Here is a 15,504-nt window from a genome sequence, read left to right on the forward strand (position 1 = left end):
GCTGTGCACTAGCGGAAAATTCCTACTAATGCGACAGCCCGGTCTTGCTTTTATGTTTTATTTAGATTTTTTAGGACTACGTCTGTTAGGCGGTGTCGAACGATTAAATGATGAGCCGCGTCCACTTTTCTTTCTTGCATTTGATTTTTCTATATTGATACGTTTTCCCTTTATAGTATAGTTCTTCATTGATTTCAGAACTTCCGGAGCAATATCCTTTGGAACCTCTACAAAGGAATATCTGTCAAATATGTCTATTGCACCTACCAGCTTACCCGGAAGCCCGGTTGATGCAACAAGACTTTCGATAATGTGCTTTGGCTGTATTTTGCTCTCACTGCCTATATTAATGAATAGTCTGACCATATCCTTGTTGCTGCCAGGTTCTACAGCATTGTCAATCTCATTAACCTCATTTGGAAGATTACCGCTTTGTTCACCGTACATTTTCAATAATGCAGCTGCAACATCAAGAGAAGTTACGAAGTTTTCTCCCTGTTCTTCCGATTCATTATTGATTGTGTCAATGAAGCGTTCAATGTGGCTGACGAACTTTGAGATGCTGTCATCCTTTAGGTTATCTTTCAAAGTTTTAAGGATGTTTAACATTTTCTTTTCTTCAACTTCATTAAGACTTGGTGGCTTCATTGCAACAATAGTAGATTTCGTATACCTCTGTATATCCCTTAGCTTGTACATTTCTCTTCCGGAGATAAACGTAAAGGCTTTTCCTGTTCTTCCGGCCCTTCCGGTTCGTCCGATTCTGTGTACATAGTATTCTTCGTCATTTGGAAGATCATAGTTAAATACTGCTTCAACGTCGTCAACGTCGATACCTCTTGCAGCTACATCTGTTGCAATGAGTATATCAAAGTTACCTTTTCTGAAAAGGGACATGACTTTGTCACGGTGTTCCTGACGCATGTCACCATGCAGTGCTTCAGCAGAAAAACCTCTGGACTGGAGGCTGGCTGTAAGTTCATCAACCCTCTTTTTAGTATTACAGAATACAAGAGACAGCTTGATATCGTTGGTATCTATCAATCTTGATAAAACCTCGAGCTTTGCAGATTCCTTTACTTCAAGATAATACTGCTCGATACTTGGAACGGTAAGTTCCTTGTGTGCTATCTTTATATGAACGGGATCTTTCTGATATTTCTTTGTAAGCTCCAGAATCTCTTTTGGCATTGTAGCGGAGAACAATATAGTCTGTCTGTCCTCAGGGACTTTCTCCAATATTGTATCAATATCTTCTCTAAAGCCCATGTTCAGCATTTCATCGGCTTCATCAAGAACAATCATTTTAAGGGATTCCAGTTTTAGAGTTTTACGTCTCATATGGTCCATAACACGACCGGGAGTTCCTATAATAATTTGAGGGCGTTTCTTTAAAGCCATAATCTGTCTGTCAATTGGCTGTCCGCCATACACAGGTAGAATTCTTATACCATCCTTATATTTTAATACATTTCTTAATTCTTCACAGGACTGTATAGCAAGCTCTCTGGTGGGGCAAAGGACCAAAACCTGAATTGAATCAATGTGTGAATCTATTTTTTCCACTGCCGGGATTCCAAATGCACAGGTTTTTCCTGTTCCGGTCTGAGCTTGACCAATCAGATCATTGCCTTCCAAAATATATGGGATTGACTGGGACTGAATAGGGGTCGCCTCTTCAAAGCCCATATCCGCAATTGCATGTTGTACCTCATCAGAGAGAGTTAAATCTTTAAAACTTAAATTTTCCATTTTTATTCCTTTACTTTAATAAATTTATATACTATTCAATAATAATTACTATTGCCAAGTTTTGCAATGATTATTTATCAATAAAAAGTAAAACTAAAATTATATTATAATAATGCTATAGGGAATTATGGTATTATATGAAAGAAAAAACTAATGACATGGTATGTTATATGCCGGAACGGAGCAATGGATGACGAAAAAATTTGCATTTGTATCTGATTTTGACGGAACACTCACAGATAGAGATTTTTATCACATAGTTATGGACAAATACCTAAAGGACTGGTCATGGAATTATTATGATGAATGGAAGAAATCCAAAAAGATAAATGTTGATTTTCTTAATAAAATGTTCGGAGCAATGGACAGAAGCGAAGAGGAAATATTTCAGGATATATTGGAGTTACCCCTTGATCCGTATGCTGTTAAATTCATTCAAATGGTTCAAAACAACGGGGGAGATTTCTTTATACTAAGTGCGGGAACATCATATTATATCAATAAACTACTTGAGTATTTTAAAATAAAGAATGTTACTGTTATCTCAATGAACGGAAGATATCACAACAGAGGAATTGAGATAATGCCTGATCCCAAAAGCGAATTTTATTCAGAAATGTGGGGAATAGACAAGCAAAGAGTTATCCTCTCATTGAAAGAAAAATATGAAAAGGTGTACTTTGCAGGTGACAGCGAGCCGGATATTGGTGCTGCAAAAACCGCAGATTGTGCATTTGCCACAGGTTCCCTTAAAGATTGGCTCACAAAAGAAAAGGCTCCATATATAGCCTTTGAGCATTTTGAGGAAGTTGCAAAATATCTGGTCAGGGAAAAAGTATTTACAGATTTCTAAGTAAAGATTATTTGTGGATGGAGGTACTTGAGTTATGAATGCTGTACACAGAATTGAAATTCCTTCAATACTTGAAGTTAATAATAATATACTGGGTAGCGTGGGGGCGTACATTGAAAGGGCAGGAATAAATAATGTTGTAGTGCTGTTTGGAGAAGGAATCCGTGACTTGTTTGGTGAAAAGATTATGGAATCCATCTTGTCGAGAAAATCACTTAACCTTCTTGAAACATATGACTATGATGATATAAAGCTTGAAAATCTCATGCCCAAGGCCTTTACAATACCATACAAAACTGATGCAGTTGTGGGAGTGGGTGGGGGAAAAGTACTTGACGCAGCCAAATATATAGCTTTTTTAAACAAACTCCCATTTATAAGTATACCCACATCAACTTCAAACGACGGTTTTTCCAGTTCCGGCTGTTCTCTGATAATAAATGGCAGACGTACCTCAGTACATGCTTCAATGCCCTTTGGAATAATTGTTGATTTAGATGTTTTAAAAAATGCACCTATGAAATTTATATATTCAGGGCTGGGAGACATTATTTCTAAAATAACCGCTGTCTATGACTGGTATTTTGAAGAAAGCAACAATGCTGCAAAAGTTGATGACTTTGCTGCAATGCTGGCCAAAAAGTCTGTAAACAGTATTGTCAGAATGCCGTATACTCAGATAACAGAAAACTTCTTTTTAAAGGAAATGGTGGATTCACTGACAATGAGCGGAATTGCAATGCAGATAGCAGATAGCAGCGCACCTGCCAGCGGCAGCGAACATCTTATATCTCATGCATTGGACAAGCTTCTGGAAAATCCTCAACTCCATGGAATACAGGTGGGGATTGCAACCTATCTTATGAGCAGGGTTCAGGAACACAGATATGAGCGGGTAGAAAAATTCCTGACTGATACGGGTTTCTTTGCTTTTGTTGAAACTTTAAAAATGAAAGTGGAAGACTTCCAAAAAGCAATTGACCTTGCTCCTTCCATTAAACCAAACAGATACACCTATCTACATGTGCCGGAAAACAGAGAAAAAGCAAAAGTGTTGCTTAAAAGCGATAACATACTTAAAAGAATACTTGTTTAAAGGAGCTTATCGGATGCCTATATCTAAAGGCATCCGAATTAAAGTACATTTTACAGATTCAGTCCGCTGATAACCTCTTTCAAGGCCTGAGCAGATTTATTAAGTAACCCTGTTTCCTCATCGTTTAGAGGAACATTTAAAATCCTTGAAACACCTTCCGAATTTACCTGACTGGGAATACTCAGGCATATGTCATTTAGACCGTATTCCCCTTCAAATAGGCTGGATACCGTCAATATGGAGTTTTCATTACGGACAATAGCTTCTACAATTCTTCTTACAGCCAGAGCAACTGCATAGTAGGTTGCATTTTTTCTGTCGATAATTTCATAAGCTGCGTTTTTTACTTTGTCAAAGGTATCACGCTTGAAGCTTTCATCATCACAGGATTTACATTCTTTGCAATAAGAATCCATGGGTATTCCGGCTATGGATGCAAGACTCCAGGTAGGAACTTCCGTGTCTCCGTGTTCGCCGATTATATATGCATGTACGTTTCTTGGGTCAACTCCCATATGTTCTCCAAGCATATATTTGAAACGTGCAGTGTCAAGAACTGTTCCTGAGCCTATAACTCTGTTTTTAGGGAAGCCGGACAGCTTGTAAGTTACATAGGTTAAAATATCCACCGGGTTTGTAACAACAAGGAGAATGCAGTCTGTATTATATTTAACAATATTTCCAACAATATCTTTGAAAATTTCTGTGTTTTTATTAACAAGGTCAATTCTTGTCTCACCGGGTTTCTGGTTCGCGCCTCCTGTGATTACAACAATATCTGCACCCCTGCAATCTGAATAATCTCCATTATATATTCTTACAGGTCTCACAAATGGCATACCGTGATTCATATCCATTGCTTCGCCTTCAGCTTTTTTTGAATTTTGGTCTATAAGCACAATTTCTGAAACCAGGCCGCTTACCATTAACGTATAGGCAGTAGTTGAGCCCACAAAGCCTGTACCCACAATAACTATTTTATTTATTGATTTATTTTTCATAATAAAATAACCTTCACTTTCTTAGAGTAATTTGCTTAGTATAAATATACCCTTAATTTGTAAGATATAACAAAACAATATAAATGTAAAAAAATATACTATTTTGTTGTAAAATCTCCCATAATATTGTAAAATATTATTATAATATAACAGAAAGTGGAATAAAAAAAGAAAAAGGAGATAGTGCTTATGCAAACATTAATTAATCATCAATTGACGATTATCTCTTTTGGAATCTTATTTCTTTTCTTGATTTACGCTAATTGTGTTTTGGAAAAGAAATCTGTTATGAGAAGCTTGTACCTTTCAGCTGCGATTTTGAATTTATTTCTTACATTATCGAATTTGCTGCTAAAAATATTATTGGAAAATTACACCCTTCCCTTGGTAATACCAAGAATAATACGTGGTATCAACTTTATAGCATCGCCTCTTCTGGCTTACACATTTTTATTGTTTGTAAGTAATTATTTCGCTAACCCATTCAGGATAAAGAAACAGACAGGACTGGTTATAAATTTACTTTTCTTCGTAAATACAATTGCGGCAATTATTTTTTTTAGAACTGATATTTTTTCGGAAAAACTCGCTACGAGAGTATATATTATCCCCTTTTCAATAAGTTTGATTCTGTTATCATACAGCATTTATGTAATATTCAAAAGACGGAAGTTGCTCTTAAAGATTGAGTACATTTATATTATGTCGGTAAGTACAATGATTGCAACTGTAACAGCCTTTGAGGTTATTTTAAATAAAACAGGGTATATTTGGTGTTTTAATTCACTTGCCCTTATACTGATGTTTGTCATTATTCAGCAGGGGGAGCTGTACAAGGATTCACTTACAGGGGCCAGAAACAGACAGGCTTTGAAAAAATGTCTGGATTGCTTTGAAAGACGCAATTTAAGGAGACTGTCAGCGGTAATGCTGGACCTTGACTATTTTAAAAGTATCAATGATTTGTATGGTCACTCCGAGGGGGATTTTGCACTTAAAGCATTTGTAAAAGTGCTGCAAAGAGTATATCTGAATTCAGGAATTGTTTTCCGCACCGGCGGTGATGAATTTCTTGTTCTTATTGATAATAAATCAGAACCCCAGATTCACGACCTTATGAAGAAGGTTTCAGGGGCAATAGAAAAATTTAATGCAGGTGGCAATAAGCCTTACAGTATAAAGTTCAGTTATGCCTTTGGAACATATAATAGAACCGATAAGGGAGTAAATCAGTTTTTACATGAAATAGACCTGCAGATGTACAACAATAAAAACGGCAAAAAAAGAATTTTTGGTGAAGGCCTTCAATCCGGTATTTACGCAGGAATATTATAACATTTTTAAGTTAAAATTCATTCCTTTGTATTGTTTATATTTCGGGAAGTAGGTATAATCTTGATATACACTACATTTAAGGAGGGTCCATATGATAGAATGGAGGGACGAGTTCATTCTTGGAATCGAGAAAATCGATGAACAGCATAAAAAGTTATTTCAGATTGCCTCAGAAATTTATGCTGTTATGAAAAATCAGCTAATTACTGACAAATATGACGAAATTGTACACCTTATTACAGAACTCAAAGATTACACAATCTTTCACTTTACTTACGAAGAAGAATATATGCATAGCATAGGATACCGAAAGCTGCTCTCCCATAAAGTTGAACATCATGACTTTATTGAAAAAATCAGTAATACGGACTATAGCAGAATAGATAAGGATCAGGATCAGTACTTAATGGAATTACTTGATTTTACGGTTGAGTGGATTGCAAATCATATTATGAAAACAGATAGAGCATATATAATGAAATAGAAATTGTTTAAGGTACATTCTAAGGTGGATGTACTTTTTATTTGCAAAAAAAGAAATGTTATATCGATTCTGTTTATAAAATATATCACGTGGTATATATGGGATATATTTACATGCAAACAGAGGAGGATATAGTATGAAGATAGTAGTAATCGGATGTACTCATGCAGGTACGGCAGCAATAACCAACATGGTAAAGCTTTACCCCGGGTCGGAAATAACGGTTTATGAAAAGAACGATAATATTTCTTTTCTTTCCTGTGGTATAGCCCTATATGTAGGCGGTGTGGTAAAGGAGCCGGAGAGCTTGTTCTATTCGTCACCTGAAAAATTAAGTGATATGGGCATTACAACCCATATGCGTCATGAGGTTACGGATATAGATATGGATAAAAAAATCTTGTGGGTAAAGAATATTGAAACGGGCAGCAGTTTTACAGATAATTATGACAAACTGGTGATTTCTTCGGGTTCATGGCCCATTATTCCTAAAATTGAGGGTATTGAGCTGGAGGGGGTGCTTCCGGCAAAAAATTATAACCACTCAAAAGAAATAGTCAGTAAGGAAAAAACTGCTCAGAGTATTGTAGTGGTTGGGGCAGGATATATCGGTGTGGAACTGGCAGAAGCCTTTGCGGTGAATGGTAAAAAGGTTACATTGATAGACACTGAAAAAAGAATACTAAGCAAGTATTTTGACAAAGAGTTTACGGATATTGCTGAAGAAAAGATGAAAGCCAAAGGTATTACGCTTGCCTTGGGTGAGACTGTAACGAATTTCATGGGAAGCCGGAATAAAATTCAAAAGGTTAAAACAGATAAAGCAGAGTATGATGCTGACCTTGCCATTCTTTGCATTGGTTTTCGGCCAAGCACCGGATTATTTAAAGACAAGCTGGAGATGCTGCCTAATGGGGCCATAATTGTAGATGAGTATATGCAGACAAGCAGAAAAGATGTATTTGCAGCAGGAGACTGTTGTGCATCTATATATAATCCTCTGGGAACAAGTAAATATATTCCTCTTGCAACAAATGCTGTCAGGATGGGAACTCTCGCAGCTTTAAATCTTGAAAAGCCTACAGTAAAGTATTTGGGTACACAAGGAACGTCAGCAATAAAAATATATAACCTTAACTATGCATCAACAGGCTTGACCCAAAGCGCAGCAGAATTTGAAAAATTAGATGTAAAATACATTACAATCAGAGAGAACTACCGCCCGGAATTTATGCCGGACTATGAAGAGGTATTATTGAAAGTAGTATTTGATACCAGAAAAAGAGAGATTCTAGGAGCCCAGATTCTATCCAAGGCAGATTTAACCCAGTCTGCTAATACATTGTCTTTAGCAATTCAGAAGAAATTGACTATTGATGAACTTGCATTTACAGACTTTTTCTTCCAACCTCATTACAACAAGCCATGGAATTATCTTAATACTGCAGGGCTTCAAGCCAAGGACATTTAGACATTGTTTTGCTAAAGCTCCATTTGACTTCAATTAAAGTTGATATGAAAAAATATTTATGTTATTCTAAAATGAATTTGTTTTATTATTTTTTTAATGGAGTTAAATATGGAAAACGCAGATAAACAATATAAAAACAAGGGCTTAGTACTTGTAAACATTGTACTATTGACTTTTATGGCATGCCTTGACAGCAGCATTGTAAATGTTGCACTGCCTGTAATGGCAAATAAATTTTCCGTTGGAATGAGTTCTATTTCAGCAATAGTGTCAACGTATTTGATTGCTATTTCTGCAACTGTGCTGATTTTTGGAAGGCTGGGAGACATTAAGGGAAAAGTAAAAATATTTAAAACAGGTATTGTTGTATTTACACTAGGCTCGTTATTGTGTGCCGTTTCACCTTCCCTGAATACGCTGGTGTTATCTCGAATTGTTCAGGCTATAGGTGCAGCTGCTTTTATGGCAACAAATCAGGGTATAGTTACAAGGGCGTTCCCGGCTAACGAAAGAGGCAGGGCACTTGGTATTACAGGTTCGTTTGTTGCACTTGGCACGCTTGTTGGACCTCCTCTGGGCGGATTTATTGTTGACGTAGCAAGCTGGCAATACATATTCCTGATAAATATACCTATTGGTATTTTCGCATTCATAATGGGCTTGAGGGTGCTTCCTAAAGACGAGCAGAGCAGTGAATCAAAGTTTGACATTAAAGGTGCCATTCTTTTTCTTATAAGTATAATATCACTCTTTACCGCATTGCTGTCGGGTGAGCAGATTGGTTTCCTTAAACCTGTTATTTTGGCAAGTTTTGCAGTGGCAATTATATCATTTGCTTTATTTGTTAAAATGGAGGGAAGAGTAGACAGCCCTCTTTTGCAGCTGAATATTTTTAAGAATAAGCTTTTTTCGCTAAGTATTTTTTGCGGATTTTTGCTCTTTGTATGTATGAGCTGCTCAAACATTATATTGCCATTCTATTTTCAGGATATTATTAAAATGACACCTTGGTTAACGGGAGTATACCTTATGTCGTATCCACTGATACTTCTGGTGGTATCACCCATAAGCGGATTTCTGTCAGATAAAATTGGCTCAGAAATGCTTACCTTTGTAGGACTGGCAATTTTTAGTACAGGCTGTTTCCTGATGGCTACTATTAATCATACTTTTAGTCCTGTAAAAATTATATTGTTTATTTCCTTGATGGCTGTGGGTAACGGTATGTTCCAGTCACCTAACAACTCACTTATTATGTCAACTGTACCGAGAAGTCGTCTGGGAATTGCAGGCAGCATTAATGCGCTTGTAAGAAATCTTGGTCTGGTAGTTGGTGTATCTGTATCTACATTAGTGCTTTATGGCATGATGAGTTTCAAGCTGGGCTATAAGGTAACGAATTTTGTTAAGGGGAAAGAAACAGAATTTATTTTTGGTATGAGCTCTGCGTATATATTCATTGGAGCACTTTCCTTGGTTGCAGCAACTCTGACAGCAGTCAGATTATACAGAATCAAGAAAAATGCTAATTCCAATGACGGTTATACTGATGCTCAGGATTATCAATAATAATTTACAGCTTTAATATATCAAGCAAATCTGAAGGCTTTTTGAAAAAGAAGTCTGCATTTATATTTTCTGCGTTATTTGAGCCCCATATAGCTAATGCAAACTTTACTCCGGCATTTTTTGCACATTCTCTGTCAAATACCGTATCACCGATATACAGAGTTTCGGAAGGAACAGCCTTCAACTTGTCCATTGCAAATAGCAAAGGCGCCGGATTTGGCTTGTGTTCAGAAGTGTCATCTGATGATACTATAGTTTTAAAGTATTCAGTAAATTGCTCCAAACAGCTGTCAGCTTGTATTTCATAACGGCACCTTGAGGTTACAACACCCATTGGGATATTTAACGCTTTAAGGTTTTCCATTACTTCAGGTATGCCATCAAAGGCAGTACATTTTTTAAAGCCTTCAATCAAATAATGGTAATATTCTTTCAAAGCGGCCTCAATATCAGTAAACCCATATCTTTCAAGAGAAAGAGGCGTAGGAACGCCATAGCCCTTTAATAGTTCTTCATTGGTAAAATATCTGCCGTGTTTTTTATAAATAATACTCTGGTATGCATGGTATACGGCTGCTTCTGTATCAATCATTGTTCCGTCAATATCAAAAATTATGTACTTAAACATTATTGCCTCCTTGTTATATGCCTCGATTATACAAGGTATTATAACACCAAAGGAGACATTCTCACCAGTTATGTTTACAATTATAAAATTTTGTTAAATAGAATATAACAAAAAAACATATACCAACAGACATAATTACATCAAATACCATAAAATTATCCGGTATAATGATACTGACTATTCTCATTGAAGCAAAACCGGCAAGTCCGCATATTGCAAGGACAACCCCACTTGGCAGTGAAAATCTGATTTCGCAGGACTTGCGTATTTCAATTAAATTCAGAACCAGAGCTGTCAATGAGGTAACGGCAAGTGAGATTCCTACGCCGTAAATGTTGATTGAGGGAATACCGGTTAATATGAAGACCAACACAAGATTTTCAACGGAAACAATAATAGAGTTTTTAAGATTAACATTTTGTTTTCCAAGTCCGTTAAGTATCCCGAAAGAGGTTGAAGCCACGTAGCTTACAAAATTACATACACCGGCTACCATAACCATTTTACCTAAATCATTTCTTCCGTAAAAGAACAAGCCCAGTTTTCCGGGAATACATATTGAGACAATCAATGTTCCCAACCCTATCATACAGGAAATTCTGAGAACCTGTGAAATCCTTTTTCCTGTACTCCACATGTCTTTTTTACTAAGGCTCAGAGACATATCGGGAATCAGTACAGTCATCATGGAGCCAACAATTATAAACGGAAGGTTCACTGTTGTAAGAGCCATACCCATGAATTTGCCTATTTGCTGTAAAGCAACATCATAGCTTACTCCTGAACTCATTAATCTCCCGGGAAGAATCAGGGTTGAAGCTGTGGTCAGGATGGAGGAAATAAAACCGTTCAGGCACAGGGGACAGGATATTACGAGGACATCTGCCAGCAATTGCAAAGGGTTCTGTACCTTAACTCCGGAGGGTTTCAGCTTCCGTGATACAAGCTTAAATCCTGTTAGAAGAAACAACATGCTGATGAGTTCTCCTATTGCCAGAGCAAAATAAGCAATTGTAACGGTATTTTTTATATCGTTTAGCTGTAGCAGAGCAATTGTTGCGAGAAGTATTGAAATTCTGATACATTTTTCAATAATATCAATTCCGGCGGGAATAGTGAACTTTTCAAATCCGTAAAAAAAGCCTTTGAATATAGCGGACATGGGGACAAAAATCAATGCCGGGCATATGATTCTCACAGCACTTAAAGCCCGGATATCCTTTATGATATATTTGCTTATAAACGGTGCATTGAAAAATACCAGTACGGCTACGGCGATACTCCACAGCCCCAGAAAACATATGGCTACTTTTACGCTTCTGTGAAGATTTCTGTAATCCTTCTTACTGTTAAATACTGCACAGGTTTTTGAAATTGCGGTTATGAGCCCATCTGTAGTAAGACAAAGCAGCAGGGAATAGACCGGCATAATAAGCCCATATAGCCCAAGTCCTTCAGCTCCGAGTTTTTTTGAAAGAACTATTGAAAATGTAAAACCGATAAAGCCTGTTACCAAATTTGAAAGAGTAAGTATTGCTGAGTTTTTATAAAATTTATCAAGTCCCATTAAAATAAACCTCGTATTTGCTGTGTTAATTAAAGGTTATTCAAATGGCGACATCATTATTCCATCATAAGCAGGCATAAAAAAGAGGCTTCACACTTCAAAACCTCATTTTTTAGTAAGAAAATATATAAAAACAAATTGAGCAACGATTATTAGTGGAATGATTGTCATGAAGTACCAACGGCGTGTTTTATGCTTGAAAGTAAGTAATCCTATATATACGCCAATGCTTCCTCCTAATATGGAGAGAAGAAAAAATGACCTTTCAGGTATTCTCCATAACCTGTTTTTTGCTTTATATTTATCAAGTGAAACTAATCCAAAACCGATTATATTTAAAATAATTACTATTGCAATAAAGTATTTATGCATATAAGCACCTCGTAATTTTTTAACTGCACTAAGAGAGTATTATATTTTATATCATACATTATTATACAATTAAAGTGTAGATTTTGTTCTATAAAATCTTAAAAATAAGTCAACCTTCCTACTCTATATCTAAGGTTAATAAGCTAAGCGGATAGAAATGCTCTCATATATAAGATATAATAAATGGAAGCAAATGTATATTTTTTCTATGAGATTTGAAAAAAGTGGCTAGTTTATATATAATAAAGAAAAACTTATTGACTGGAGCATGAGCTTATGGACTTTAGTTCGCTTTCGGTAGTATTTAGAATAGTATTGGTTGTATTAATTTTTATTATAATTTTATATGCATTAAAAATAATGTCCAAAGATTTAAAAAGGGGCAAACCCGGGAAAAACCTTGGATGGAAGCTGAGAATAGAGTATTCCGGTGATAAAAGCAGTTTAGAAGACGGAGATATTGTCCCAATCGGCAGTAAGCTTACCATCGGGAGAAACAAAAACAATCAGATGGTTTTGCCATCCAGAGCTGTTTCTAACTTCCATGTAAAAATTTATTTTGAGGACGGCAGGTACATGCTTGAGGATATGGACTCCACAAACGGTACTTTTGTAAACGGTAACAGGGTTGATAAGAAAAGTTTGCAGCCGGGTGACGAAATCAGAATTTCGGAGACGGTTTTTACCGTAACTGATGATGATTAAAACATTCTGTTATATTAGGAGAGCCAAATGACTAAAAAGTTAAGGATGTTTCAATTTTTAATATATGTGTTTCTATTTTTCGGATTTCTGAACCTTGGTGTGTTAAAGAAGCCCTTTGACCCAAAGGCAGGAATATTTTTCGGTATATTGGTTGTAATTATCGCATTGACTACATGGATTCTTAAAAGATTTTATCCCATGGGAGACAGAATAATATTCCTTTTGGCAATGTTGCTATGTTCAATAGGAATAATTATGCTTTACAGGCTCAATATCAAGCTTGCTACAAAGCAGCTGGCATGGCTGTTATTAGGGATTTTAGCTTTTCTTTTTGTAGTACTTTTCCTTAAAAGAGGACTTGCTCAATTTTCCCGGTTGAAATACGTGTTTCTGGCAGGAACCATTATGTTCATGTCTATGGCAACCTTTATAGGCTATGAAATACTGGGTGCCAAAAACTGGGTAAAGCTTGGGCCTGTGAGCTTTCAGCCTTCTGAATTCGGTAAAATATTTTTGATACTATACCTTGCAAGTGCTCTTTCAGATATGAATACCAGAAAAAAACTTATAGAACCCGGCATAGTTATTTCAATATCACTGGGCTTCATGGTAATTCAGAGAGACTTGGGAACCGCACTTATTATATTTGCAGTATCTGTCACAATGGTGTATCTTGCAACCTCTAAGAAACTGTATGTATTAGTTTCGCTGGGACTGTTTGCGGCAGGTGGTGCAGCAAGTTATGCAATGTTTGACCATATAAAAAGAAGGATAATGATATGGCATAATCCTTGGCCATATGTCTATAACGAGAGCTACCAACTTGTGCAGTCCATGTACGCTATTGCTACGGGAGGACTGTTGGGAAGGGGCTTGGGAATGGGACATCCGGGGTATGTTGCAGTTAATGAATCGGACTTTATTTTCTCGGTAATATGCGAAGAAATGGGTCTGTTAATGGGTTTTGCCATATTGATTCTGCATTTCCTGCTTTTTTATCGCTCCATAAGAAGCGCAATACATGCAGAAAATAATTTTTCAAAGCTTCTTACCGCAGGACTCAGTGTAATGATTGCAACCCAAACGTTGGTTATTGTTGGGGGAGTAACTGGGTTTATACCTTTGACGGGAATAACACTTCCTTTTGTCAGCAGCGGTGGAACTTCCTTATTAATCAGTTTTCTTTCCCTGAGTATCATTCAAAAGGTTTCGGAAGGTGAAGACTGAATGGCAATGGAGGCTTAATTAACATATGGATAATTTAACTAATAATATAAAGAGAATAATGATAATTTTTCTGGTTGTATTTTTTGTCCTCATAAGTTATCTGGCTTACTTTACTCTTGTAAAAGGCCCTGAAATAGTAACAAGGCCTGATAACAGAAGAATGTGGGATATAAGAAACAAGGTTGTACGCGGAACCATATATGACAGAACCGGAAAGGAACTTTCCTTAAGTGAGAAGAAGTCCGGCAGCGGGGACTATAAAAGGGTGTATAAGGGCGGTGCAGCCACAGCTCATTCCTTGGGGTATTATGACCCTAAGTACGGGATAACAGGCTTGGAAAACCTGTATGACAGCTATTTGTCCAGTAATATATCAGCATCTCTGATGGCGTGGATTGGAAACGGCTTCAAAGAGGTTAATAAAAAAGGCGATGACGTATACAGTACTCTTGACTACCAGCTTCAAAAAACAGCCTATGATGCCCTTGGTTCATCAAAAGGCTCTGTAGTTGTACTCAAGGTTGATACAGGAGAAATACTTGCCATGGTGTCTAAACCTTCATACGACCCCAACAGTCTTAACAAGAATTGGGAAGCACTTGTGAAAAGTAAAGACGTTCCATTACTAAACAGGTCAGTTTCAGGGCTTTACCCACCGGGTTCAACCTTTAAGGTGGTAACGGCAGTAAGTGCTTTAGAGAATATAAAAGGTATAAAAAATGAGACCTTTAGCGACAAGGGAAAACTGAATTTGGGGGGAGGATATACTCTCAGCAATGACCATGGTGAAGTTCTGGGTAAAATAAATCTTGAAAAGGCTTTAGTAAAATCAAGTAATGTCTTTTTCGGAAGCTTGGGTATAAGGCTGGAAAATGATTTATTTAAGACGGCACAGGAGTTTCGATTCAATAAAGAGATACCTTCTGATGGTATTATAATTGATAAAAGCAGATTTCCAAAGTATAAGACTTATGAAAAGGGTAATATGGCCCAAAGTGGAATAGGGCAGGCGGAAGTACTGGCTACACCAATACAAATGGCTCTTATTTCTCAAACAATTGCCAATGACGGAGTTATGATGAAGCCTACCTTAGTTAACAAAATTACCGATTATAACGGCAATGCAATACAGAGCCTTAAAGCGTCAGAGGTAGAACGTGTTACATCAGCGGAATATGCAGGTGAGATAAGAAAGTATATGAGAGAGGTTGTGTCAAAGGGAACAGGCACAAGAGCACAGGTCAGCGGAATTGAGGTTTGCGGAAAAACCGGAACCGCTCAGCACATAGAAAGTAAAACTCCTCACAGTTGGTTTATCGGTTTTGCACCCTATAAAAATCCCCAGATTGCTATAGCAGTAATAGTTGAAGAAGGGGGTTACGGAGGAGTTGCTGCGGCCGGAATTTCACAGAAGGTTATGAACAGGTATTTCCATAAATAGGGT

The 15,504-nt window shown here is 36.9% G+C and carries 14 protein-coding genes; 9 read left to right on the plus strand and 5 right to left on the minus strand.

Annotated elements, in window-relative coordinates; genetic code table 11:
* Window positions 1-57: 57 nt before the first annotated feature.
* Entirely contained in the window at window positions 58-1,752 is a 1,695-nt protein-coding gene (locus P0092_RS04265) for a DEAD/DEAH box helicase (protein ID WP_004621166.1), read from the minus strand.
* 190 nt (window positions 1,753-1,942) lie between these two features.
* Between P0092_RS04265 and P0092_RS04270 the strand changes: the two genes are divergently transcribed.
* Complete coding sequence (locus tag P0092_RS04270) at window positions 1,943-2,605, plus strand: MtnX-like HAD-IB family phosphatase (RefSeq protein WP_004621168.1); 663 nt, start codon at window positions 1,943-1,945, stop codon at window positions 2,603-2,605.
* A gap of 34 nt (window positions 2,606-2,639) precedes the next feature.
* Entirely contained in the window at window positions 2,640-3,701 is a 1,062-nt protein-coding gene (locus P0092_RS04275) for an iron-containing alcohol dehydrogenase family protein (protein ID WP_004621169.1), read from the plus strand.
* Between the two features lie 50 nt (window positions 3,702-3,751).
* Here the strand turns inward: P0092_RS04275 and P0092_RS04280 are convergent, their stop codons facing one another.
* On the minus strand, window positions 3,752-4,702 hold the full coding sequence (locus P0092_RS04280) for an L-lactate dehydrogenase (RefSeq protein WP_004621171.1): 951 nt from the start codon (window positions 4,700-4,702) through the stop codon (window positions 3,752-3,754).
* A 189-nt stretch (window positions 4,703-4,891) separates the two neighbouring features.
* Here P0092_RS04280 and P0092_RS04285 point away from each other — a divergent pair, with 189 nt between their 5' ends.
* The 4 genes from P0092_RS04285 (at window position 4,892) to P0092_RS04300 (ending at window position 9,561) form a co-directional block, all read left to right on the plus strand.
* Window positions 4,892-6,037, plus strand: coding sequence for a GGDEF domain-containing protein (locus tag P0092_RS04285; protein WP_004621174.1), 1,146 nt, complete (start codon window positions 4,892-4,894; stop codon window positions 6,035-6,037).
* Between the two features lie 91 nt (window positions 6,038-6,128).
* A complete protein-coding gene (locus P0092_RS04290; protein ID WP_004621175.1) occupies window positions 6,129-6,521 on the plus strand; it encodes a bacteriohemerythrin in 393 nt (130 codons plus the stop codon).
* A 136-nt stretch (window positions 6,522-6,657) separates the two neighbouring features.
* Window positions 6,658-7,992: an FAD-dependent oxidoreductase gene (locus tag P0092_RS04295; RefSeq protein ID WP_004621177.1), complete on the plus strand. Its 1,335-nt coding sequence runs from the start codon at window positions 6,658-6,660 to the stop codon at window positions 7,990-7,992.
* A gap of 108 nt (window positions 7,993-8,100) precedes the next feature.
* The gene (locus tag P0092_RS04300; protein ID WP_004621179.1) at window positions 8,101-9,561 is read left to right on the plus strand and encodes an MFS transporter; all 1,461 of its coding nucleotides are present in this window, start codon (window positions 8,101-8,103) and stop codon (window positions 9,559-9,561) included.
* A gap of 4 nt (window positions 9,562-9,565) precedes the next feature.
* On the opposite strand, the gene P0092_RS04305 is transcribed toward P0092_RS04300, so the two are convergent.
* The 3 genes from P0092_RS04305 to P0092_RS04315 all read right to left on the minus strand — a co-directional run bounded on the left by P0092_RS04305 (window position 9,566) and on the right by P0092_RS04315 (window position 12,128).
* Entirely contained in the window at window positions 9,566-10,189 is a 624-nt protein-coding gene (locus tag P0092_RS04305; RefSeq protein ID WP_004621180.1) for an HAD family hydrolase, read from the minus strand.
* A gap of 61 nt (window positions 10,190-10,250) precedes the next feature.
* A complete protein-coding gene (gene spoVB / locus P0092_RS04310) occupies window positions 10,251-11,756 on the minus strand; it encodes a stage V sporulation protein B (protein ID WP_276187080.1) in 1,506 nt (501 codons plus the stop codon).
* Between the two features lie 105 nt (window positions 11,757-11,861).
* Window positions 11,862-12,128: a DUF1294 domain-containing protein gene (locus P0092_RS04315; protein ID WP_004621186.1), complete on the minus strand. Its 267-nt coding sequence runs from the start codon at window positions 12,126-12,128 to the stop codon at window positions 11,862-11,864.
* Window positions 12,129-12,404: 276 nt separating this feature from the next.
* On the opposite strand from P0092_RS04315, the gene P0092_RS04320 reads away from it, so the two are divergent.
* From P0092_RS04320 to P0092_RS04330, 3 genes are read left to right on the plus strand one after another with little or no spacing between them, the layout of a single operon-like run.
* Window positions 12,405-12,833: an FHA domain-containing protein gene (locus tag P0092_RS04320; RefSeq protein WP_004621187.1), complete on the plus strand. Its 429-nt coding sequence runs from the start codon at window positions 12,405-12,407 to the stop codon at window positions 12,831-12,833.
* Window positions 12,834-12,860: 27 nt separating this feature from the next.
* Window positions 12,861-14,060 (plus strand): FtsW/RodA/SpoVE family cell cycle protein, encoded by a 1,200-nt coding sequence (locus P0092_RS04325; RefSeq protein ID WP_004621190.1) that lies wholly within the window; start codon window positions 12,861-12,863, stop codon window positions 14,058-14,060.
* Window positions 14,061-14,085: 25 nt separating this feature from the next.
* Window positions 14,086-15,501, plus strand: a complete 1,416-nt coding sequence (locus tag P0092_RS04330; protein WP_004621192.1) for a peptidoglycan D,D-transpeptidase FtsI family protein — start codon at window positions 14,086-14,088, stop codon at window positions 15,499-15,501.
* Window positions 15,502-15,504: the final 3 nt, after the last annotated feature.

The sequence above is a fragment of the Ruminiclostridium papyrosolvens DSM 2782 genome (assembly GCF_029318685.1).
GTDB lineage: Bacteria > Bacillota > Clostridia > Acetivibrionales > DSM-1351 > Ruminiclostridium > Ruminiclostridium papyrosolvens.